We start from the raw sequence: 20,737 nt of genomic DNA, 5'->3' as shown, positions 1-20,737 counted from the left end.
GGGGCTGAAGGCAAAGAGGATAAGAAAGCCCGCGGCGGCGAAGGCGATCACGCGACTGGTCGCGCCCGACGCCTTGGAGACGCCGACCAGGCTGGGGCCCGTGTTCATGCCGATGACGCCGAGCAGGCCGCCCAGCATGCAACCGATGCCGTCGGCATAGATGCCGCCGCGGATGGTCGTCATGTCAGGGTGCTTCCAGTCGTCGTCGTTGATCTTTTGGCATGTCGTGATGACGCCGACGGTTCTGAGCGCCGCGGCAATCCCCGCGACGAGAAACGCCGGAATCAGCGCGGGGTCGAAGGCATAACCGATCTGGTCGAACCCGGGCAGCGCGATCACCGCCGCCTGATCCAGTGCCTGCCAACGGTCGGGCCGAATGTGATCAAGCGCGATCGCGACCAACAAGCCGACGACGATGCCGATCATAGTGCAGATCAGCCGCGCCACGCCAGCGCCCCAGACCGCGAGGCCGAGAATGGTGCCGAAGGTCACGCCCGCGACAATCAGATGCGCGACATAGTCCGGTTGGCCGAGTAGCTCGATACCCAGGACATGGTCCATGGCGACCAGCCCCAACTCGATGCCGACGATGACAACGATGAACCCGCTGATCGCAGGCGGGAACACCACGCGCAGCCGTCTGAGAAACCGCGCGAAGACGAGCTCGATCAGGCCGGCAAAGACCGTCATGGCGAAGACCGCGGGCAAGCCGCCGCTTTCGGCCGCCAGGACGGACGGGCCCAGATAGATCGCGGAGAAGACCGGCGGCGCCAGATAGCCGGACCCGATAGGTCCGCGCCTGAGCGCCTGCAGCATGGTCGCCACCGCGATCGCGATCATGCCCAGGCTGGTCGCGCTGATGGTCGTCTCGTGCGAGGCGCCGGCGGCGCGAAACACGATGACGATCAGCATTAGATAGACGGCAAGCAATGCGGCGAGTTGAAACCCGAGCGCCGCGAGAGTCAGTGGCGGCGGACGTTCGTCGACCGCATAGATCAGGTCTTCCGGTCGTTTCACCAAGCCACGTTCCGCGCCCCGCCCAACTACACGCCATTTCGCCATAGATCCCTGCGCGCTGCAAACCGGCCTGTCTTTCTACCCGGTTGGCGATTGCGTGGTGTGGCGAATGTGCGCCAAGCTGGCACGACACGGGCAGGACCGACTGTATCGATCTTCGCAGGGAGCGGACCATGTGGCTGAAGGGCGGCCAGATCTATGACGTTGACAGCGGGAGCTTCGCGACCGGCGATATCCGCCTGGAAAGCGGCGCCATCGCAGAGATAGGACGCGCGCCGTCCGATGCCCAGGCGGTTGATTTGGACGGCGCTTATCTGTTGCCCGGTTTCATCGATTGCCATGTCCATATCTGCGTCAACACGGAATCGGCCGACGGCAACAACCCGTGGCGCGACGCCCTGCCCGCCACCATCGCGCTGTGGGCGGCGCGCGCGGCGCGGCGGATGGTGCGCTGCGGCATCACCACGGCGCGCGATGTCGGTGGCTGGGATTATCACGAGATTGCCGTGCGCGAAGCGATCGAGACCGGCTGGATCGAGGGTCCACGCCTGTTGTGTGCCGGCAAGATCCTTTCCATCACCTCCTCGACCCGGCCCTACTATCTCGGCATGTATGAGGAAGCCGACGGACCGGACGCCGTGCGCCACGCGGCGCGCAAGCAGCTCGCCAACGGCGCCAATCTGATCAAGGTGCTGGCATCGGGCGCCGTCAACTCGACGAAGTACGAGCGTGCCGACGCCATCCAGTACCGGCCGGACGAGCTGCGCGCCGCCGTCGAGATCGCGGAAGACAACTTCACGCACGTCGCCGCCCATGCGCACGCGACCGAGGCGATCAAGAACGCCATCCTGGCCGGCTGTCGAAGCGTCGAACACGGCACCTATGGTTCCGACGAGACGTTTCGGCTGATGGTCGAGCACGGCACCTACATGGTGCCGACCATCTGCACCGCGCATGCCTTCCTGCAGGACCCTGCGTTTGCCGCCAAGGCCCTGCCCCATGTGCGCGAGCGCTACGAGTATCTGCAGACGATCCGCTACGCCAATCTGAACAAGGCGCGCGAGACCGGCGTCAAGGTCGCCATGGGCACCGATGTCGGCACGCCGGGCAACCATTGCGGCGACAACATGCAGGAGGTCGCGTTGATGGTCGAACGCTGCGGCTTTTCACCCGCCGACGCGATCCGGAGCGCCACCGTGATCGCCGCCGAACTGCTGGCATTGGATGGCGAGATCGGCCGCCTGCGGCCCGGTCTGGCCGGCGACGTGATTGCCGTCGACCGCAGTCCCCTGGACGACATAAACGCCTTGCGCGATGTATTCTTTGTCGCCGCGCGCGGCCAGATCGTCCGTAATGACCGTGTTGGCCGTTGACTTTAGAAAGATTATCTAACTACTTGATCAGAAAGATGAAAAAGTATGGAAGCTAAAGTGCGCAAGATCGTCCGTTTTGTCGACGAGACGCTGATCGAGGGCGGGCGCGAAGCGGCCTCGCCGCTGCTGCTGATCGGCGTCGCGGCGGTGATCGCCAACCCGTGGGCAGGCCGCGGGTTTGTCGAGGATCTGCAGCCGGCGATCAGGGCGCAGGCGCCGGGTCTGGGCGAGCGGTTGACCGCCGAGGTGATTGCGTTGGCCGGCGGCGGCGACAAGGTCGAGGCCTATGGCAAAGCGGCCGTGGTCGGCGAAGCCGGCGAGGTCGAACACGCCTCGGCCATGATCCACACCCTGCGCTTCGGCAACCACTTCCGAACGGCCGTCGGGGCGGAGACCTATCTCTCGTTCACCAACATGCGCGGCGGCCCGAACGCGCCGGTGGTCATTCCGATGATGGACAAACACGATGCCGGGCGGCGCAGCCACTATCTGACCCTGCAGTTCGCCATACCCGACGCGCCGGCCACCGACGAGATCGTCGTCGCGCTGGGCGCCTCGATCGGCGGGCGTCCCCATCACCGTATCGGCGACCGCTACCAGGACCTCGCCGACATGGGAAAGGGCGCGGACGACGCGCCCGTGTGACGTGAGATCTGTGATGTGAGGTTTGAGATGACGATGGCGCACATGAGACCAAGAGCCCTGATTTCTCTGTTCGCCCTCGTGCTTGCCATCGCACTTGGGACGGCGCGGGCCGACACGCTCGTCGTCGGCACGACGGGCGACTACAAGCCGCTCACCTGGTACGACAGCGCGACAAACACGTTCAGCGGCCGCGATATCGACCTGATCAAGGCGTTTGCCGATGATGAAGACCTGACGCTGCTTTTCGTGCCGACGACCTGGCCGACGCTGACCGCGGACCTGTTGGCCGGCAAGTTCGATGTCGCCATCGGCGGGATCTCGCGCACCCGCCAGCGCGCCCAGGACGCCCTGCTCTCCGTCACCATCGAGGAAACCGGTAAGGTCGCGCTGGTGCGCTGTGGCGAGGAGGACCGCTACGGGTCGATCGAGGCGATCGATCAGACGGGCACCACCGTGGTCGAGAACCGGGGCGGCACCAACGCGCAGTTCGCGCTCGCCAAGCTGATGAATGCCGTCTTGATCATCGTGCCGGATAACGAGCAGCCGTTCGTCTATCTGTTCGACAAACGCGCGGACGTGATGTTCACCGACTCGATCGAGGCGGTCTACCAACAGCAGGTCACCAACGGCCTTCTATGCGCCGTCAAGCCGGACGAACCCTATACCCGCGTCGAAAAGGTCGCCATGTTCGCCAAGGACGAGGCCGACCTGCTGGCCCGCTTCAACGCCTGGTTCGAGGCGCGATAGCTGCCAAAACCGCCGTGTTTTCACTAAGTTACGGCGGAACGCAACCAACTGATCTACCACCAAAGCCTTAAGACAATCACACTTATGCACGCTGGACGGGCAATTCCCGTCTCCCATAATCGTCAGCGTCGCGCCGTGCGATGTGGTCGCGACGGGCGCGCAAGCAGAGCAACGATATCTGCGGGAGACGACACATGGCCCTTGGACTTGCGAACCGATTTGGCTTCACGCGATTGGCAGCCTTCGCGGTCGTGGCCATTCTGGCCGTGGCACCCGGCCATGCTGACGACGCGAACGGCGGCGAGGCTCTGAGTGATGCGGAGCTTGCTCTTCTGTCAGAGCTCCTGAACCTCGACTGGATCAATGAGCCCGGCGTTTACGCTATCGGCCAAACCGGGCGCCAGATCGAGCTCGATGAACGATTTGCCCTGATCCTTGGCGACGACGCCAGAACGTACTTCGAGTTGGTGAACGGAGAGGCGCGCGAGCAGATCGAGGCGGTCCTGATCGACAATGTCGAGATAAGCGAAGCCTACTATGCCTATTCGGACATCGGCTACGTGACGCTCGACGATTGGACGGACGTTGATCCCGATGACCTGATGGAAGGCATCAAACGCGCCACGGACGACGCCAACCGGACCCGTCGCGAGGTCGGCATTCCCGAGGTCTGGGTTCGCGGCTGGGTGACCCAGCCGACGCTCGATCGCGATGCCGGCATGGTCTACTGGGTGATCGAAGCCCAAACGGCGGACGTGACGCTTTTGAACGCCGTCGCCCTGAAGCTTGGTCGACAGGGCCTCGAAATGGTCACCTGGGTCGTGACACCGCAGTACTACATGGCCAACAGCGACGAACTTACCGAGATCGCGAACAGGCTTACGTTCATGCCCGGCCAACGATACGCCGACTACGAGACCGGCGATCTGTTGGCAGGTTTCGGTATCGCGTCGCTGGTCGCAACGACCGTGGGCGCATCGTCATCGAAGTCGAAAGGTGTCGTCGCCGCCGTCATCGCCTTTCTCGTACTTGTGCTGAAGAAGGCATGGTTCGTCGTTATTGCCGTTATTGCCGGCGGCCTCGCCGTCTTTCGCCGCAAGCGCCGTCAACCGCATCACCCAACAGGCAGGCCACCGCCAACCTGAGCTAATCCAATCACCGCTGTGCGGCTCAGGGACGCAACGCCCAAGACTTGGAACGTGGTGACCCAATCAACATCGGGAGCACCCGGATCCATGCGGGGAGCTGACCCAGCGCGTCGTCAGTTGCCGCGGCCCCGGTCAACGGTTTTGTCGGCGCGGTACTCCTGGAACTCGTTGTGATAGGTGACGCTGTTTGTGTCGTCCAACGACGTCGCACAGGCGGCCGTCGCCAAGCCGAGGCCAACGAGAACGACAAAAGAGGCCAAGCGGTTCATCGGTTTTCCATCCATCAAGTCAATCCAATCGGTTCGACTGAGGTGGGGCCCGCCGGGCGTGATTACAGCTAAAGCCCAGCACACATTCGTTCACGACTGCGCGTGAGCGCGTGTTTACCGGACTGACGAACTAACGTCGGCCGCCATCGTGACCTTTGTTAAAGGTGCCGCGAGAGTTGCCATAGTCGGTGCCGCCCTCTGAAACCGCGCATGCCGCGATGCCGGTGACGAGACCGAACAGGACAAGAAGCACTGCGATGCGTTTCATGTCGGAAGTCTCCGAGTCGTTGAAAGGCCTTCCCCGTTGCCTGTCATCTCCGACAATTACCGGCCACAACAGAGGTTTGGACCAGACACATTCAATCACGTCTTCGCGCTTGCGCTTCACGGCGTTGGCACATTCGGCCGATAGAGACTGCGGTCACCACTTGGCGGTAAGGCCATAAAGCCCGATACTCACAACCTTCCCCGTTCTGGGGAGACAGGGGGGTCGAGGCGTCATGCCGCCGTGCTGGCGGCGCCGGAGCGGCTCCCGGGATACGTAAGGCAGGCACGTCCAGGCATTCGGGTCAGATTGGCCCGAACTGGCGTTGTTTGAGGGGGAAGGCACGGCATGGGTGACGTCTGGCGACGCTTTGCCAGAGACAAGGCGGCATTGGTGGGAGCGGTGGTGATCCTGATCATCGTCGTCGCCGCGTTAGGCGCCCCGATCGTCGCGCCCTACAATCCCAACGAACAGTTCTTCGAGGGGCTGACGCTGGCCGGCGCACCACGCCCGCCGGATGCCGAGTTCTGGCTGGGCACGGACCTTTTGGGCCGCGATCTTTTCTCGCGCCTGGTCTATGGCGCGCAGGCCTCCCTGATCATCGGTGTCGTCGCCAATGCGGCCGCCGTCCTGATCGGCACGACGCTGGGCACCATCGCCGGCTTCGTCGGCGGTTGGGTCGGCTCGTTGATCATGCGCTTCACCGATCTCATGATGGCCTTCCCCGCCCTTTTGCTGGCGATCGCGCTGGCGGCGATCCTGACGCCAAGTCTGTGGATCGTCGCCCTGGTGATCGCGCTGGTGAACTGGGTGCAGATAGCCCGTGTTGTCTATGGCCAGACCCGATCGCTGGCCGAGCGTGATTTTGTCCTGGCGGCACGCTCGCTGGGTGCGGCGTGGCCGAGACTGGTGCTGTGTCACATTCTGCCGCAGCTTGTTCCGACGCTTCTGGTGTGGAGCACGCTGGGGATCGCCACGACGGTGCTGTTGGAGGCGACGCTGTCGTTCCTAGGCATCGGCGTGCAGCCGCCAACGCCGTCCTGGGGCGGCATCATCTTCGAGAGCCAGTCTTACTTCCTGCACGCACCGTGGCTGGTGTTCTTCCCTGGCGGGGCGATTCTGTTGCTCGCCATGTCATTCAATCTGGTGGGTGATGCATTGCGCGACGCGCTCGACCCGACGCAACGGGGGCGCGACTGATGCTTAGTTTCCTGGCGCGCCGTCTGGGGCAATCGGTGGTGATTCTTATCGGCATCACCATGATCACCTTCATCCTGTCGTTTCTGGTGCCGGCCGATCCCGTGCGCATGATAGCCGGGCGCAGCGCGACCGCGGCGACAGTCGAATCGATCCGCCATCAGCTCGGCCTCGACCAGCCGATCCCGGTCCAGTACGCCCGCTACCTGGGCAACCTGGTGCAAGGCGATCTGGGCCGCTCCTATGTCCAGAAGACGGAGGTCGCGACGCTGATCTGGAGCCGGCTGCCGGCGACGCTTCTGTTGATGGTGGGCGCCATCGTGTTCGAGCTTATGATCGGTCTGCCCGCCGGCATCTACGCGGCGGCCAGACGCGGGCGAATAGCCGACAAGAGCGTCATGATCATGTCGTTTGCCGGCGTCTCGGCACCACAGTTCGTCGTCGGGTTGTTGCTAATTTATGTCTTCGCCAATCTGCTCGATTGGTTTCCGCTGGGCGGCTACGGATCGCTCAGTCACCTCATCTTACCGGCGCTGACCCTGGGCATAGCAGGTGGCGGTTGGTACTCGCGCATTACCCGCTCCAGCATGATCGATGTGCTGAACCAAGACTATATCCGCACGGCGCGCGCCAAGGGTGCGGGCGAACGGCGGGTCGTCTTGGTGCACGGCTTGCGCAACGCGGCGCTACCGATGATCGCCATGATCGGTTTGGATATCGGCATCTTCATGAGCGGCGCGGTGGTCGTCGAATCCGTGTTCGGCTGGCCCGGCATCGGCCAGTTGGCGTGGCAGGCCATTCAGCGCATCGATATCCCGATCATCATGGGCGTAACGCTGGTGGCGGCCGTCGCCATCGTGCTTGGCAATCTCATCGCCGACATCGCGACATCATGGTTCGATCCGCGTGTCAGACTTGGTTAGCGTTTTTTTGTCGTTCAACAACCGAGGAGGAGATCATGAGAAAGACACTATTGGCGGGCGTCGCCGCGTTGGCGCTCTCGCTGGGTCTGGCTGCGCCAAGCGCGCAGGCGGGACCCGAACATGGCGGCCAAATGATCGTCACCTATAAGGACGACGTTTCGACGCTGGACCCGGCCATCGGTTACGACTGGCAGAACTGGTCGATGATCAAGAGCCTGTTCGATGGCCTGATGGATTACGAGCCCGGCTCCACAGTGTTGCGTCCGGACCTGGCGGAGAGCTATTCGATCTCCGATGACGGCCTGACCTATACGTTCACGCTGCGCGACGGCGTCAAGTTCCACAACGGACGCGAGATGACCGCCGACGATGTGAAGTACTCGCTAGAGCGTGTCGTTGACCCGGCGACGCAAAGTCCCGGCCAGGGTTTCTTCTGGAGCATCGAGGGTTTCGACGACTTGGCCGCCGGCAACACCGACAGCCTGTCGGGTGTCACGGTGATCGATCCGAAGACCGTTGAGATCAAGCTTTCGCAGCCCGACGCCACGTTCCTGCATGTCATGGCGATCAACTTCTCGTTCGTCGTGCCGAAGGAAGTTGTCGAGGAACACGGTGCGGACTTCGGCACCCACCCGGTCGGCACGGGCGCTTTCAAGATGACCGACTGGACATTGGGCCAGCACGTCATCTTCGAGCGCAACCCCGACTACTACGACCCCGACCTGCCGCGGCTTGACCGCATCGAGTTCCAGGTCGGCCAGGAACCGTCGGTCGCGTTGTTGCGTCTGCAGCGTGACGAGGTCGACATCCTGGGCGACGGCATCCCGCCGGCGCAGTTCCTGGAAGTCATGGACAGCGACTGGAAAGACAACGTCATCGAAGGCGGCCAGTTGCACACCGGCTACATCACCATGAACACGCGCATGGCGCCGTTCGACAATCAGCAGGTGCGCCAGGCCGTCAACATGGCGATCAACAAGGACCGTATCGTGCAGATCGTCAACGGCCGCGCGGTGCCGGCGAACCAGCCGCTGCCGCCCGCCATGCCGGGTTACGACACAGCGTACGAGGGTTATGCCTATGACCCCGAAGCAGCCAAGGCGCTGTTGGCCGAGGCCGGTTTCGCCGACGGGTTCGACACCGAGCTCTACGTGATGAACACCGACCCCAACCCGCGCATCGCCCAGGCGATCCAACAGGACCTGGCGGCGATCGGCATCAACGCCGACATCAAGTCGCTGGCGCAGTCGACCGTTATCGCGGCTGGTGGCGAGGAAGATCAGGCGCCGATGATCTGGTCGGGCGGCATGGCGTGGATCGCCGACTTCCCGGATCCCTCCAACTTCTATGGTCCGATCCTGGGTTGTGGCGGCGCTGTGCCGGGTGGCTGGAACTGGGCGTGGTACTGCAACGAAGAACTCGACGCCATGGCGGCCGAAGCCGACGGCATGACCGACCCGGCCGACGCCGAAGCCAGGTTGGAGAAGTGGCGTTCCATCTTCATTGCGATCATGGACGATGCGCCGTGGGTGCCGGTGTTCAACGAACAACGCTTCACGATGCACTCCGGCGCGATCGCCGGTGAGACCGACGAGATCTTCGTCGACCCCGTGCACATCCCCGTGCACTACGATTACGTCTATTCGACGTCGGTCCAGTAAGGACCCTTGAAGGGGCGCCGCCGGTCGCGGCGCCCCTTCCCTTTTCCCTGATACACCTTGCCTGGCGCGCACTGAGCGGTTAGAACGCACCGCATTCCTTGCGGAGAGTTTATGCCAGAGGCCGTTGTCATCGGCTGACGGGTTTCCGTCTTTCGTAGACCCGTCGTCTTGAACCCCCGTCGTGGGCTTGGCCCGCGGACCGCGCCTGCGTCCGCGACCGGCGCGCGGCGGCGTTCCTGTATGACAACGGACCGAAATCGTGAACATTTCCCGCGACCAGCAGCGCGTGCTCCACGCGCTCGCGCAAGGCGCCATAATTCGTTATGAGCGCGATGCGAAAGGAAAGATTGCCGAGATCGAGTGTGTAACCCGCGAAGGCTGGCTTTTGACCAACTGCACCATGGCGGTGTTCCGCGCGCTGAAGCGCAAGGGCCTGATCGCCTCGCAGAACAGTCGACCCTATCGCATCACACGCAAGGGTCTTGGCGCCGTCAGGCCCCAGATCGACAACCGCTGACCGGTGTTTTGCGTTGAGGACACGGCGGGCCGGGCGCAGTATTCGTATGCGCCTGGCCGGCCGCCTCTTGCGACAAGGACCATGGAAGGATCACCGTGATGGCCGCAGCCTCTTCCCTACATCCGGACGTCGACAACGGGCTGACCAAGGGCAACGAGAGCTTTCGGGGCGGTACGCTTGTTTGTCACTGCGCAACCGATGCCGTTGAGGTCGTGGTCGCGAGTCAGGTGGCCCATAATCATCTAAGCGGCTGCACGACGAGTTGGAGGCCGCCGGGCGCGCTCTTTTCGATGGTCGCCATGGTGGCGCGTGACGATGTGACGGTGACAAAGAACGGCGACAAGCTTGCCGTCGTCGATCCCGAGGCCGCTATCCAGCGCTACGCTTGCAAAGCGTGCGGCGTGCATATGCTTGGTCGCATCGAGGAAGAGAACCACCCCTTCTTCGGGCTGGACTTCGTCCATACCGAGTTGTCGGGTGAGACCGGCTGGCAAGCACCGCAGTTCGCGGGTTATGTGTCGTCGATCATCGAAGCCGGCACGGACCCCGATGACATGCCGACCATCAGACAGCGGCTCCGTGATCTGGGCCTTGAGCCCTATGACTGTCTATCGCCGGCCTTGATGGACGCCATCGCGATCCACAACGCCAACACCGCCGCTGCGGCGCAATAGCCCACCCTGAAACGACCGCGTTGGCCATCCGCCTGCCTTCCGGTAAAGGTGGGGCATGGCGAAAGTAAAAAACGGCAACAAGAAACGCCCGCCCAGGCGGCGCATGCGGCTGTGGCAGCGGCTGCTTGTCATGCTGTTCGCCGTGGTCGTCGTTCTGCCGGTTCTGCTGATTGCCTTGTTTGCCGCCGTGCCGCCGCCGGTGACGCCCTTGATGCTGATCCGCCAGTCTGAAGGCTATGGGATCGACAAGCAGTGGGTCGCGCTTGACGACATCTCAACCAACCTGCCGGCCGCCGTGATCGCGGCCGAGGACAACAACTTCTGCATTCACCGCGGTTTCGATTGGGATCAGATCGAAAAAGCGGTTGCGACCTATCAGGACGGCGGCAACTTGCGCGGCGCCAGCACGATCACGCAACAGACGGCGAAGAACCTCTTCTTGTGGCCGGCGCGCAGCTTCATCCGCAAGGGTATCGAGGCCTGGCTCGCGGTCCTGATCGACCTCCTTTGGAGCAAGCAGCGCATCCTGGAGGTCTACCTGAACATCGTCGAGTGGTCGGGCGGCGTCTACGGCGCCGAAGCGGCGGCCCAGCATTACTTCGGCAAGTCGGCGGCCAATCTGAGCCAGCGCGAGGCCGCCCTGCTCGCGACGGTCCTGCCCAACCCGCTCAACCGTTCGGCGTCGAACCCGACATCAAGCCAGGTAAGCCACGCCGATGTGCTACAGCGCCGCATCGGCCAGCTCGGTCCTCTGCTGGATTGTTATTGAAAACACGGCATTAACACGCAAACCGACATCATACGTTGTCGTTGACACGTCAAGATGCATCGCTACCTAATAGGTCAACCATTCGGAGTGGGCCGCCATGGCGATCAAGAGGTGCCTCCTCTCACTAGTCTGCACGATTGGGTTGGCTGCATGCGCCGGCACGTCGGGTACCGGAGCATCGGGCCAGCAGTCGACGTGGCCGGATCCCCGAGTAGCTGACGCCCAAGAAGATGGTCGAGATCAGTTTGGCACGTACGACTACGTCGAGACTTTCGAGGTGGACGGCACCACCGTACACGCCTATGCGTACGATCGACTCGTTGGCCCATATGGTCGGATACACGCATTCTGGATCATGTCACCCGAAGGCATGGGCACCAGCACGATTTCTCAAGGCTCCTACGACTTCACGACCGATGTTTCGCGCGAGCTGGGCGAGATAGGCCAAAATCAGCGGCTCTATCATGTCGACATGTATCGGGTCGTTGGTGAGTTGAACACGCACTCAACTCTCGGCATGACCCTTGGACCGATCAGTTACGATGATATGAAGCGGATCGTAACCGAGTACTTAGAGAAACAGGGGCAATGACTACCCTCTGAACCAATGACTACAAACCGGGTGCAGAGTGAGAAGCGAAGGAAAGAGGACACTGGAGGCTCGTTTTGGATCGTGAACAAGCTACTCCCGCGATAATTGTAAGCGACGATGTCGTGCCGCCTGGCGCGCCGTGGAGTGGCGTGGTCGAGGCGGGCGCATGCCTGCGTATCGTCGATCTGGAGGGTCACCAGGGCGTCGACTTCCTGTGCTACAACGCGGATGATCCGAGCGAGCGCTATAACGCGCCGAACACGGTGAAGGCCTCCGGCAACATCACGCTGAACACCGGCACCGTGCTCTATTCCGACCGGGCGCGCGCCATGATGACGGTCGCCGACGACACCTGCGGCGGTCACGACACGATCGGCGGCTGCTGTTCGTCATGGAGCAACGCCATGCTGTATGGCGTCGAGGGCGTGCCCGGCTGCCGCGAGAACTTTTTGAAGGCGATCGAGCCCCACGGGCTCGGCTGGCGCGACGTGGTGCCCAACATCAACTTCTTCTGTTCCGTGCCGGTCGGCACCGACGGTGCGCTCGTACCCGGTGTCTTCGCCACCAGCCGGTCGACGGCCGGCGACTATGTCGAACTGACCGCCGCCATGCGCGTGCTGGTGGCGATATCGAACTGTCCGCAGGTCAACAACCCATGCAACGATGGCGCGCCGACACCGATCCGCGTGATCGTGCACGGAGGATGACTGAATGATAGCATCGAACAGCAGCCGTGGTGTCGCCCGCCTGGGTGTCGTTGTGCCGGTATCCAACACCAATCTGGAGCCGGACATGGTCATGCTGCGGCCCGATGGTGTGTCACTGCATTTCGCGCGCGCCGGCGGTTACGACATCGATGAGGTTCCCGACTCCGAACAGATGCGGAAGTTCGCCGATGCCACGCTGGACGAGGTCGTCGACGGTCTCAAAGCCGCGCTCGCCGACATGATCGTCTATGGCTGCACATCGGCGACCCTGTCGCACGGGCCGGCCTATGACCGGGCCTTTGTCGAACGGATCGAGGCGCGCGCCGGGGTGCCGGCGACGACGGCGGCCAGCGCCGTCGTCGAGGCGGCGCGAGATCTTGGCGTCACGAAGGTCGGCTTCTGCTCGCCCTATACCGAACAGCTTAACGCCGAAGCCGCCGCCTTTCTGGGCGCGTGCGGCATCGAGGTGGTGAGCGATGCCTATGTCGGTGAGGATCTCGGCAACTATGGTCAAAGCGCGCTGACGCCCGATGACGTGTTGACGCTTGCCTGCCGCGCCGACAGCGCGGGTGCCGAAGCCATCGTCCTGTCGTGCACCGATATGCGCGCGGTGGAGGCGATCGACGCCTTGGAGGCCCGCTTGCAAAAGCCGGTCATCACCAGCAACCAGGCACTGGTCCATACGGCGCGGAAGCACCTTGGCCTGGAGGGCCGGGTCCCCGGCGCGCTCGGCGCCACGGCCACCGACAAGGTCCGCGCGGCCGAATAACGCCGCGGCCGGCCTTGGCGCTGGAAACCGCCGCATCAATCGGCGATGATCGGGCGTCAGGCTAACGCCTGTTGCCGCCACCTGAGCAACCGTGGTGATGGTCTTCGTCTGGCACATGTGATGATGGCAGGCAGGCGGCCAACCCTTGGATCTACCCGCAAACACGGCATCCGCGATTGACAGCATGACGCCTCTTCCCGACGGCCTGCGCCTAGCGACTTGGAACATTCATTCAGGCATCGGCAGCGACGAGCGCATGGATATGGACCGCGTGGTGTCGGTGATCGAGACGATCGCACCGGACATCATCGGTCTGCAGGAAGTCGGCTGGCACCGGTCACACCATTCAAAGGTCGATCAGTTCGCCTTTTTGCGGGAGAAGACCGGCTATCACGTGGTCGAGGGCCTGTCGCGCGATCCCCTGCGCTCGCAGTTCGGCAACGCGCTCTTGACGCGCTTCCCGGTGACAAGCCGGCGATGGGTCGACCTGAAGGTACTGGGCCACCCGCCCCGCGCCGCGGTCGCCGGCGAGATCGGTGACAAGACGCGGCAGGTCTGCGCCGTCGTCACCCATTTCGGTCTGACACCGCCGGAGCGTGAAATGCAGGCGCGCCGGCTGCTGGATGTCTTTGCGCCCGAGACCAACGGATCCCCGCCCACGGTGATCCTGGGCGACTTCAACATGGTGCGTGAATCGACACGGGCGTCCAGGCTCCTGGGCGAACATTTCTCGACCTGCGTCGCGGCGCCAACCTACCCGTCCTGGCGTCCGGTGCTGCCGCTGGACAGGATCTATCTTTCCGCCCATTGGAAGGTGCGCGAGGCCCGGGTGATCGACACCGATGCGGTCAGCAACGTTTCCGATCACCTTCCGCTTGTCGCCGATGTCGAGCTTGTGTCTCAGCCGGCCGAGGTCACAGCAGCGGACTTGCCAGCCTGAGCGTGTTCTCAACGAGCTGTTGTCCGACGGACCGCTTGGCCCATTCCACCTGATCGAGTTTGTCCGATGCGGCGATGTAACTCTCCTGCAGAGCGCCAAGCTGTTCGGCAAACTCCGCGCCATAGATGAAGAGCGCGACCTCATAGTTCAGCCACAGGCTGCGGTAGTCGAAGTTGGCGGTGCCGAACATCGACATCGTGCCGTCGGCCATGATCGACTTCGTGTGCAACAGACCGTCGCGGAACAGGCGGATCTCGACACCCATCTCGAGCAGGTCGTCGTAATAGGACCGGCTGGCGTGGCGCGCCCAGAAGGAGTCGACGACTTCGGGCACGATCAAGGTGACCTTGACGCCGCGGCCGGCGGCACCGCGCAGCGCCAACAGCATCGGCGGGTCGGGGATCAGGTAGGGCGTCGTCAAGACCAGGCGGTGGTGCGCCGCGTTGATGAGCGCCAGCAACATTTGCAACAGACCGTCTTTGGATTCAACCGGGCCGGACGCGACGACCTGAACATCGGTCGGCCCGTTCGGCTCGACGAGCTTGAGCTGCGCGTGCTCGATGATCTCATAGATCGACTCGCTGCTTTCCAACGCCCAGTCGCCGATCATGGTCGCGCCCAGCAACGGAGCCGCCGCGCCATCGAGCCGCACCATGGCGTCAACCCATTGGCCGACGCCCTCGTCCTGCTTGAAAAGGCGCGGATCGACCAGGTTCATGCTGCCGGTCCACGCCACGCGGCCGTCGACAACGACGATCTTGCGATGAAGACGAAGATCGGTGCGGCTGAAAAACGCGCGCAGCGGACCGACCGGCAGGGCGGGCAGGACGTCGATACCGGCCTCGCGCAGTTGCGCCGGTTGCACACCTGACAGCCAGGGTCGGCCGCCGATCGAGTCAACGAGGACACGGCAGACGACGCCGCGCTTGGCCGCGCGCAGCAGCGCGTCAAAGACCAGGTCGGCCGCGCCACCTTCCTGCCAAATGTAGAACTCGAGCAGGACGCTGGTCGCCGCGTCGTCGATATCGCGCGCGATCGTCTGCAGGATCTCTTCGGTGTTGGCGTAGAGCTTGAACTGGCTGCCGCGCACCGTGGGGCTGCCGGCGGTGTGGCGGCCCAGCCGGTCGAGCCGTTCGGCGGCCGGAGGATGACGCGACCAGTCGATGTCGGTCAAGCCATCGCCGATGGCAGCCTGACTAAGCTTGGCATAGTCCAGACGCAGCGCCGCGATCTTGCGGCCACGTCGCATGCCAACACGCCGCTCGCCGATCAGCAGATATACTATCGCGCCAATGAGGGGGACGGCGGCGACCAGGATCAACCACGCCAGCCCGACGCCAGTTGTCGGCCGCGACATGATCACGCGAATGGCTATCGCGATCGCAATCGCGGCCAGAATAAGCAGAACCAGAGGGCCCGAAGCGGGAAAGAATTCGACCACGCCGCATAGTGCTCGACCGCCGGTGGCCAATCAAGGCCGGCACAGCAGCGTTTCAACCATCGATAGAGGCCAGTAGTATGGTTGCCAGGGGGCAGTGCCGCGCGGGGAGCGAGGGGTAGCTATCATGGCGGAGAAGACGTCAAAGGCGACGGAAGACGCGCTTAAACAGTGGGCGGCGTCGAAGAAGGGCCTGACCAGCGACGAGGCGCAGAAGCGGCTCGCCCAATACGGCCCCAACGCGATCACCGCCAAGGAAGAGAGTCTCTTGAAGAAGCTGCTTGGCTACTTCTGGGGACCCATCCCCTGGATGATCGAGGTCGCCGCCCTGCTCTCACTTGTGGTGCAGCACTGGATCGACTTCGCCATCATCATGGTGCTGCTGATCTATAACGCCGGCATCGGGTTCTGGCAGGAACGCAAGGCGGCCAACGCGCTTGCCGCGCTGAAGAAGGGCCTGGCGCCGAAAGCCCATGTCGAGCGCGACGGCGCGTGGTCGACCATCGACGCGGCGGATCTGGTGCCCGGCGACGTGGTGCGCCTGCGCCTGGGCGAGATCGTGCCCGCCGATGTCGCGCTGGTCGACGGCGACTATATCAGCATCGACCAGTCGGCACTGACCGGCGAGTCCCTGCCGGTCAACAAAAAGGTCGGCGAGAGCGCCTATTCCGGCAGCATCGCCAAACAGGGCGAAATGATCGCCGTCGTGACGGGCACCGGGTCCAACACGTTCTTCGGCCGCACAGCCAAGCTGGTCGCCGGCGCGGGCGCCAAGTCGCATTCGCAACAGGCGGTGATGCGCATCGGCGACTTTCTGATCGTCATGGCGATCGGACTGAGCATCCTCTTGATCGGCTTCGAACTCTACCGCGACATCGTAGTGCAGGACGCCTGGCACTGGAGCGATGCGGTCAAGATCCTGCAGTTCGTGCTTATCCTGGTCATCGCCTCGATCCCCGTCGCCATGCCGGCCGTGCTGTCGGTCACCATGGCGCTGGGCGCGCTGGCGCTGTCGAAAAGGAAAGCTATCGTCTCGCGCCTGGAAGGCATCGAGGAGATGGCCGGTGTCGACATCCTGTGTTCCGACAAGACGGGAACGCTGACCAAGAACCAGCTGACCCTGGGCGACCCTGTGGTGTTCGGCGATGCGACGCCGGAGGCCTGCGTCCTGGCCGGCGCCTTGGCGTCGAAGAAGGAGAATGACGACGCCATCGACCTAGCGGTTATCGCCGGCGTCAAGGACCCGTCGACCTTGTCCGGCTACACCCAGACCGACTTCACACCGTTCGATCCCGTGCACAAGAGAACGCAGGCGACGGTGACCGATGCCGGAGGCAACAAGGAAATGGTCACCAAGGGCGCGCCTCAGGTAATCACCGCCATGGCGAAACTGGACAAGGCGACCGAGGAGAAAGCTCAGCACGCGGTCGACGCCATGGCAGCAAAGGGCTATCGCGCCTTGGGCGTGGCATCGTCGAAGGACGGCGGTTCGACCTGGACGTTCCTGGGCATCCTGCCGCTCTTTGACCCGCCGCGCGATGATTCGAAGGAAACGATCCGTCAAGCGCAAGAGCACGGCCTGGAGGTCAAGATGGTAACCGGCGACGATGTCGCCATCGCCAGCGAGATCGCCGGGCAGTTGGGCATGGGAACACACATCCAGGCCGCCAACGATCTGTTCAAGGAAGGCAGCGACCCCGACCACGTGTCGGACCAGACGGCCGAAGCGATCGAGAAAGCCGAGGGGTTCGCGCGCGTCTTCCCCGAGCACAAGTACGGCATCGTCAAGGCACTACAGCGCCGCGGCCATATCGTCGCGATGACCGGTGACGGCGTGAACGACGCGCCGGCGTTGAAACAGGCCGATTGCGGCATCGCGGTCAGTGGCGCGACCGACGCAGCTCGCGCGGCGGCGGCGCTGATCCTGACCGCACCGGGTCTCTCCGTCATCATCACGGCGATCGAGGAAGCGCGGCAGATCTTTGAGCGCATCATGAGCTACACGATCTATCGGATCGCCATGACCATCGACATCATGTTCGTGGTCGTGCTGGCGACGATCTTCTTCGACTTCCGCCCGCTGACCGCCGTCATGATCATCGCGCTGGCGCTGCTTGACGACATCCCGATCATGACAATCGCGTATGACAACACGCGCATCGACAAGAAACCGGTGCGCTGGGAGATACGCCGCGTCCTCCTGTGTTCATCGGTCATGGGCATCCTTGCCGTCGCCCAGAGTTTCGGCCTGCTGCTGATCGGCATGGCGTGGATGAACGACGCCGATCTGCAGGCGTGGATACCGATGGATCAGGCGCATCTGCAGACGGCCGTGTTTCTTCAGTTGGTCGCGGGCGGGCACCTGATGCTGTTCGTGACGCGCACCAAGGGATTCTTCCTGTCGCCACCTTTGCCCAGCATGACGCTGTTCGGCGCCATCTTCGGCACCCAGGTCTTCGCCGTCTTGATGTGCGGTTTCGGTTGGTTGATGCCGGCCCTGCCGTGGACGGTGATCGCGCTGGTCTGGGCCTATGTCATCGTCTGGATGTTCATCCTGGACGTCGCAAAGCTCGGCCTCTACCGGCTGCTTGAGAACCGGGCGCGCCACCGCAGCAAACATCTGGAGACAGTCAGCCAGCCGCTTCACCCGAACGCGCAACCCTGACCGGAGACAACCATGGACTACGCCAAACAGTTCATCGTCAAGCCGGGCAGCAAGGTCGATCTCGGCAAGATCGACGCCGGCTACAAGGACAGCCACGAGTCACACGAAGAGGCGACGCCGGAGATCGAGGCCTATCGCGACAAGCTGCGTGATCTCCAGTTCCGTCTCTATGCCGAGGAAAAACGCTCGCTGCTGATCTGCCTGCAGGCGCTGGACGCCGCGGGCAAGGACGGCACCGTCAATCACGTGCTGAGCGCGATGAACCCGCAAGGCTGCCGCGCCTATGGCTTCAAACAGCCGAGCGCTCAAGAACTGGCCCATGACTTCCTGTGGCGCATCCACAAGGCGGCACCGGCCAAGGGCGAGGTCGCGATCTTCAACCGCTCGCACTATGAGGACGTGCTGGTGGTGCGCGTCCATGACCTCGTGCCGAAATCGGTATGGTCAAAACGCTACGATCTGATCAACGACTTCGAGCAGCTGCTGGTCGACAACGGCACCCATGTCGTCAAGTTCTTCCTGCACATCAGCGAGGACGAGCAGCTGCGCCGCTTCAAACAACGTATCGACGACCCCGCGCGCAACTGGAAGATCAGCGACGCCGACTATAGGGAACGCAGCTATTGGACGGACTATCAGACGGCGTACGAAGAAGCCTTGAGCAAGTGCAGCACCGAGCACGCGCCCTGGTACGTCATTCCCGCCAACCACAAGTGGTTCCGCAATCTGGCGGTCTCGGAGATCATCGTGAAGACGCTTGATGCGATGGATCCGAAGATTCCGGCGCCAAGCGTCGACCTGGACGCGATCAAGAAGCAGTATCACGCAGCCGAGGTCGCCGAAAAAGACGGCAAGGTGTGAGGGCGGTGCGGTTCGAATGTCGGCGCAGCCCCCCTCACCCAGCTTCGGCCCGAGCTAGGCCAATCCTTGACCTCGCTCTTATCTACAAATCGGAGGCCGATTCACGACCCACATCGTTCGATGTGGGTCGATCGGACTCCGTGACGCTGCCGCACCCAAGCCTCCACATCCCTCTCCCTCGCCGGGGAGAGGGAAACGCGAAGCCCCCTCTCCCCTTGAGGGAGAGGGCGGGGGTGAGGGGCCGCGCGCGACAGCGCGCAAAGAAAACACCATGACCATCATCATCGTCGTCTTTGTCGTCGTTTATGTCGGCATGATCTTCGGCAGCCTGCCGGGGTTGAAGGTAGACCGTTCGGCGATCGCGCTGATCGGCGCAATCGCGCTTCTGGCCACCGGCGTCATGACCCGCGAGCAGGCTGGCGCGTCGATCAACTTCTCGACCATCGGCCTGTTGTTCGGCCTGATGATCGTCTCGGCGAACTTCGATCTGTCGGGTCTATACTCGGCGCTCGCCGATCGCATCGGCGCGCTAACTCTGGGGCCGCGCGCCTTTCTGGCGGTGGTTGTCGGCCTGGCAGGCGTCATGTCGGCGCTGTTGACGAACGATGTCGTCGCCGTGGCGCTGGCGCCGGTCCTGCTGGGCTACTGCATCGACCGCAAGCTGAACCCTGTCCCGTTTCTGCTGGCGCTTGCCTGCGGCACCAATGTCGGTTCGATCGCAACCATCATCGGTAGCCCACAGAACATGCTGATCGGTGAGCATTTCGATCTCTCGTTCACCGCCTTCATGGGCTACACGGCCGTGCCAGCGCTTGTCTCCATGGTCATCGTGTGGGCGGTGATCGACTGGCAGTTCAAACACGACTGGGATCTGCCGGACCACGTCAAGGCGAAGCCCCTGAAGCACCGTCACTTCCGAAAAGGCGAAGCCATAAAGGGCACGGTGATCACCGCCATCGTGGTCGGGCTCTTCATCATCACCGACTGGCCGCGCGATCTGATCGCGCTGGCCGCGGGCGCCATCTTGCTGGCCAACGCGCACTTCGCTTCACACAAGATGCTGCACCGGATCGACTGGCAGCTTCTGGTCCTGTTTATCGGCCTCTTTGTCGTCAACGGCGCGCTGCAGCTGACCGGTCTGCCGCAGGCCTGGATCACCGATATGCGGTCAGCCGGCATTGACCTGACGGACCCCGCCATCATCTTCGTCGTGACGGCGGTGCTGAGCGACATCGTGTCGAACGTGCCCAGCATCATGCTGCTGCTGCCGTTCGCCGAGGACGCCAGCCTGGGCCCGGTCATGGCGATTGCCAGCGGCTTGTCGAGCAACCTGGTCGTCGTCGGCAGCCTGGCCAGCATCATCGTGGTCGACGCGGCGGCACGACGCGGCATGACGATCTCATTCCGGGCTTTCGCGCGGACCGGCGTGCCGATCACGCTCGCGACCCTGCTGGCCGGCGCCGGCTGGCTGTGGTTCGTCAGCGCAGTCGGCTAGAGCGGATCGTGGCTAAGTGGAACCGGTTGACGGTTCCACTTAGCCACGTGAACCCGCTCCATTTG

General features: G+C 63.2%; 21 protein-coding genes. 17 read left to right on the top strand and 4 right to left on the bottom strand.

What is annotated here, in order from left to right; genetic code table 11:
- Positions 1–1,017, bottom strand: a 1,017-nt coding sequence (locus tag AAF563_12695) for a solute carrier family 23 protein (GenBank protein MEM7122134.1), incomplete at its 3' end; no start/stop codon positions are given.
- 173 nt (positions 1,018–1,190) lie between these two features.
- On the opposite strand from AAF563_12695, the gene AAF563_12690 reads away from it, so the two are divergent.
- The 4 genes from AAF563_12690 to AAF563_12675 all read left to right on the top strand — a co-directional run bounded on the left by AAF563_12690 (position 1,191) and on the right by AAF563_12675 (position 4,927).
- On the top strand, positions 1,191–2,390 hold the full coding sequence (locus AAF563_12690) for an amidohydrolase family protein (GenBank protein ID MEM7122133.1): 1,200 nt from the start codon (positions 1,191–1,193) through the stop codon (positions 2,388–2,390).
- Positions 2,391–2,435: 45 nt separating this feature from the next.
- A complete protein-coding gene (locus AAF563_12685) occupies positions 2,436–3,035 on the top strand; it encodes an amino acid synthesis family protein (protein ID MEM7122132.1) in 600 nt (199 codons plus the stop codon).
- A gap of 42 nt (positions 3,036–3,077) precedes the next feature.
- Positions 3,078–3,782: a transporter substrate-binding domain-containing protein gene (locus tag AAF563_12680; GenBank protein ID MEM7122131.1), complete on the top strand. Its 705-nt coding sequence runs from the start codon at positions 3,078–3,080 to the stop codon at positions 3,780–3,782.
- 194 nt (positions 3,783–3,976) lie between these two features.
- The gene (locus AAF563_12675; GenBank protein ID MEM7122130.1) at positions 3,977–4,927 is read left to right on the top strand and encodes a DUF2167 domain-containing protein; all 951 of its coding nucleotides are present in this window, start codon (positions 3,977–3,979) and stop codon (positions 4,925–4,927) included.
- 116 nt (positions 4,928–5,043) lie between these two features.
- Here AAF563_12675 and AAF563_12670 read toward each other — a convergent pair whose 3' ends face one another.
- Together AAF563_12670 and AAF563_12665 are read right to left on the bottom strand one after the other, a co-directional pair.
- Positions 5,044–5,199 (bottom strand): hypothetical protein, encoded by a 156-nt coding sequence (locus AAF563_12670; GenBank protein ID MEM7122129.1) that lies wholly within the window; start codon positions 5,197–5,199, stop codon positions 5,044–5,046.
- 130 nt (positions 5,200–5,329) lie between these two features.
- Positions 5,330–5,467 (bottom strand): hypothetical protein, encoded by a 138-nt coding sequence (locus AAF563_12665; protein ID MEM7122128.1) that lies wholly within the window; start codon positions 5,465–5,467, stop codon positions 5,330–5,332.
- A gap of 345 nt (positions 5,468–5,812) precedes the next feature.
- Between AAF563_12665 and AAF563_12660 the strand changes: the two genes are divergently transcribed.
- From AAF563_12660 to AAF563_12615, 10 genes are all read left to right on the top strand, one after another.
- Complete coding sequence (locus tag AAF563_12660; protein MEM7122127.1) at positions 5,813–6,664, top strand: ABC transporter permease; 852 nt, start codon at positions 5,813–5,815, stop codon at positions 6,662–6,664.
- The gene (locus tag AAF563_12655) at positions 6,664–7,584 is read left to right on the top strand and encodes an ABC transporter permease (GenBank protein ID MEM7122126.1); all 921 of its coding nucleotides are present in this window, start codon (positions 6,664–6,666) and stop codon (positions 7,582–7,584) included. Before AAF563_12660 ends, AAF563_12655 begins: the two co-directional genes overlap by 1 nt.
- Before the next feature lie 35 nt (positions 7,585–7,619).
- Positions 7,620–9,245, top strand: coding sequence for an ABC transporter substrate-binding protein (locus AAF563_12650; protein MEM7122125.1), 1,626 nt, complete (start codon positions 7,620–7,622; stop codon positions 9,243–9,245).
- 259 nt (positions 9,246–9,504) lie between these two features.
- On the top strand, positions 9,505–9,762 hold the full coding sequence (locus tag AAF563_12645) for a YjhX family toxin (protein MEM7122124.1): 258 nt from the start codon (positions 9,505–9,507) through the stop codon (positions 9,760–9,762).
- 98 nt (positions 9,763–9,860) lie between these two features.
- Positions 9,861–10,436 (top strand): S-(hydroxymethyl)glutathione synthase, encoded by a 576-nt coding sequence (gfa, locus tag AAF563_12640; GenBank protein ID MEM7122123.1) that lies wholly within the window; start codon positions 9,861–9,863, stop codon positions 10,434–10,436.
- A gap of 55 nt (positions 10,437–10,491) precedes the next feature.
- A complete protein-coding gene (gene mtgA / locus AAF563_12635) occupies positions 10,492–11,205 on the top strand; it encodes a monofunctional biosynthetic peptidoglycan transglycosylase (protein MEM7122122.1) in 714 nt (237 codons plus the stop codon).
- 97 nt (positions 11,206–11,302) lie between these two features.
- Positions 11,303–11,797 carry a hypothetical protein gene (locus AAF563_12630; GenBank protein MEM7122121.1) on the top strand — a complete coding sequence of 165 codons (495 nt, stop codon included), beginning with the start codon at positions 11,303–11,305 and terminating at the stop codon, positions 11,795–11,797.
- Between the two features lie 122 nt (positions 11,798–11,919).
- Positions 11,920–12,504 (top strand): DUF1989 domain-containing protein, encoded by a 585-nt coding sequence (locus AAF563_12625; protein MEM7122120.1) that lies wholly within the window; start codon positions 11,920–11,922, stop codon positions 12,502–12,504.
- Positions 12,505–12,508: 4 nt separating this feature from the next.
- Positions 12,509–13,273: an aspartate/glutamate racemase family protein gene (locus tag AAF563_12620; GenBank protein MEM7122119.1), complete on the top strand. Its 765-nt coding sequence runs from the start codon at positions 12,509–12,511 to the stop codon at positions 13,271–13,273.
- A gap of 184 nt (positions 13,274–13,457) precedes the next feature.
- Positions 13,458–14,213, top strand: a complete 756-nt coding sequence (locus AAF563_12615; GenBank protein ID MEM7122118.1) for an endonuclease/exonuclease/phosphatase family protein — start codon at positions 13,458–13,460, stop codon at positions 14,211–14,213.
- On the opposite strand, the gene cls is transcribed toward AAF563_12615, so the two are convergent.
- Entirely contained in the window at positions 14,188–15,654 is a 1,467-nt protein-coding gene (gene cls, locus AAF563_12610) for a cardiolipin synthase (protein ID MEM7122117.1), read from the bottom strand. The genes AAF563_12615 and cls overlap by 26 nt on opposite strands.
- A 124-nt stretch (positions 15,655–15,778) precedes the next feature.
- On the opposite strand from cls, the gene AAF563_12605 reads away from it, so the two are divergent.
- The 3 genes from AAF563_12605 to AAF563_12595 all read left to right on the top strand — a co-directional run bounded on the left by AAF563_12605 (position 15,779) and on the right by AAF563_12595 (position 20,672).
- The gene (locus AAF563_12605; GenBank protein MEM7122116.1) at positions 15,779–18,316 is read left to right on the top strand and encodes a plasma-membrane proton-efflux P-type ATPase; all 2,538 of its coding nucleotides are present in this window, start codon (positions 15,779–15,781) and stop codon (positions 18,314–18,316) included.
- Positions 18,317–18,328: 12 nt separating this feature from the next.
- Positions 18,329–19,177, top strand: coding sequence for a polyphosphate kinase 2 family protein (locus AAF563_12600; protein MEM7122115.1), 849 nt, complete (start codon positions 18,329–18,331; stop codon positions 19,175–19,177).
- 271 nt (positions 19,178–19,448) lie between these two features.
- Positions 19,449–20,672: an SLC13 family permease gene (locus tag AAF563_12595; GenBank protein ID MEM7122114.1), complete on the top strand. Its 1,224-nt coding sequence runs from the start codon at positions 19,449–19,451 to the stop codon at positions 20,670–20,672.
- The last annotated feature ends 65 nt before the right edge of the window (positions 20,673–20,737 follow it).

The sequence above is a fragment of the Pseudomonadota bacterium genome, from assembly GCA_039028155.1.
Lineage (GTDB): Bacteria > Pseudomonadota > Alphaproteobacteria > SP197 > SP197 > JANQGO01.
Note: the sequence above shows the minus strand (reverse complement) of the source record. Positions and strands in the feature narration are given on the sequence as shown.

Bases quoted from the DNA above. Each gene is read 5' to 3' on its own strand.
- AAF563_12600 (MEM7122115.1), top strand. From the start codon at position 18,329: ATGGACTACGCCAAACAGTTCATCGTCAAGCCGGGCAGCAAGGTCGAT.
- AAF563_12630 (MEM7122121.1), top strand. From the start codon at position 11,303: ATGGCGATCAAGAGGTGCCTCCTCTCACTAGTCTGCACGATTGGGTTG.
- AAF563_12675 (MEM7122130.1), top strand. From the start codon at position 3,977: ATGGCCCTTGGACTTGCGAACCGATTTGGCTTCACGCGATTGGCAGCC.
- AAF563_12660 (MEM7122127.1), top strand. From the start codon at position 5,813: ATGGGTGACGTCTGGCGACGCTTTGCCAGAGACAAGGCGGCATTGGTG.
- AAF563_12595 (MEM7122114.1), top strand. From the start codon at position 19,449: ATGACCATCATCATCGTCGTCTTTGTCGTCGTTTATGTCGGCATGATC.
- AAF563_12650 (MEM7122125.1), top strand. From the start codon at position 7,620: ATGAGAAAGACACTATTGGCGGGCGTCGCCGCGTTGGCGCTCTCGCTG.
- AAF563_12680 (MEM7122131.1), top strand. From the start codon at position 3,078: ATGAGACCAAGAGCCCTGATTTCTCTGTTCGCCCTCGTGCTTGCCATC.
- AAF563_12655 (MEM7122126.1), top strand. From the start codon at position 6,664: ATGCTTAGTTTCCTGGCGCGCCGTCTGGGGCAATCGGTGGTGATTCTT.
- AAF563_12605 (MEM7122116.1), top strand. From the start codon at position 15,779: ATGGCGGAGAAGACGTCAAAGGCGACGGAAGACGCGCTTAAACAGTGG.
- AAF563_12620 (MEM7122119.1), top strand. From the start codon at position 12,509: ATGATAGCATCGAACAGCAGCCGTGGTGTCGCCCGCCTGGGTGTCGTT.
- mtgA (MEM7122122.1), top strand. From the start codon at position 10,492: ATGGCGAAAGTAAAAAACGGCAACAAGAAACGCCCGCCCAGGCGGCGC.
- AAF563_12615 (MEM7122118.1), top strand. From the start codon at position 13,458: ATGACGCCTCTTCCCGACGGCCTGCGCCTAGCGACTTGGAACATTCAT.
- gfa (MEM7122123.1), top strand. From the start codon at position 9,861: ATGGCCGCAGCCTCTTCCCTACATCCGGACGTCGACAACGGGCTGACC.
- AAF563_12670 (MEM7122129.1), bottom strand. From the start codon at position 5,199: ATGAACCGCTTGGCCTCTTTTGTCGTTCTCGTTGGCCTCGGCTTGGCG.
- AAF563_12685 (MEM7122132.1), top strand. From the start codon at position 2,436: ATGGAAGCTAAAGTGCGCAAGATCGTCCGTTTTGTCGACGAGACGCTG.
- AAF563_12690 (MEM7122133.1), top strand. From the start codon at position 1,191: ATGTGGCTGAAGGGCGGCCAGATCTATGACGTTGACAGCGGGAGCTTC.
- AAF563_12665 (MEM7122128.1), bottom strand. From the start codon at position 5,467: ATGAAACGCATCGCAGTGCTTCTTGTCCTGTTCGGTCTCGTCACCGGC.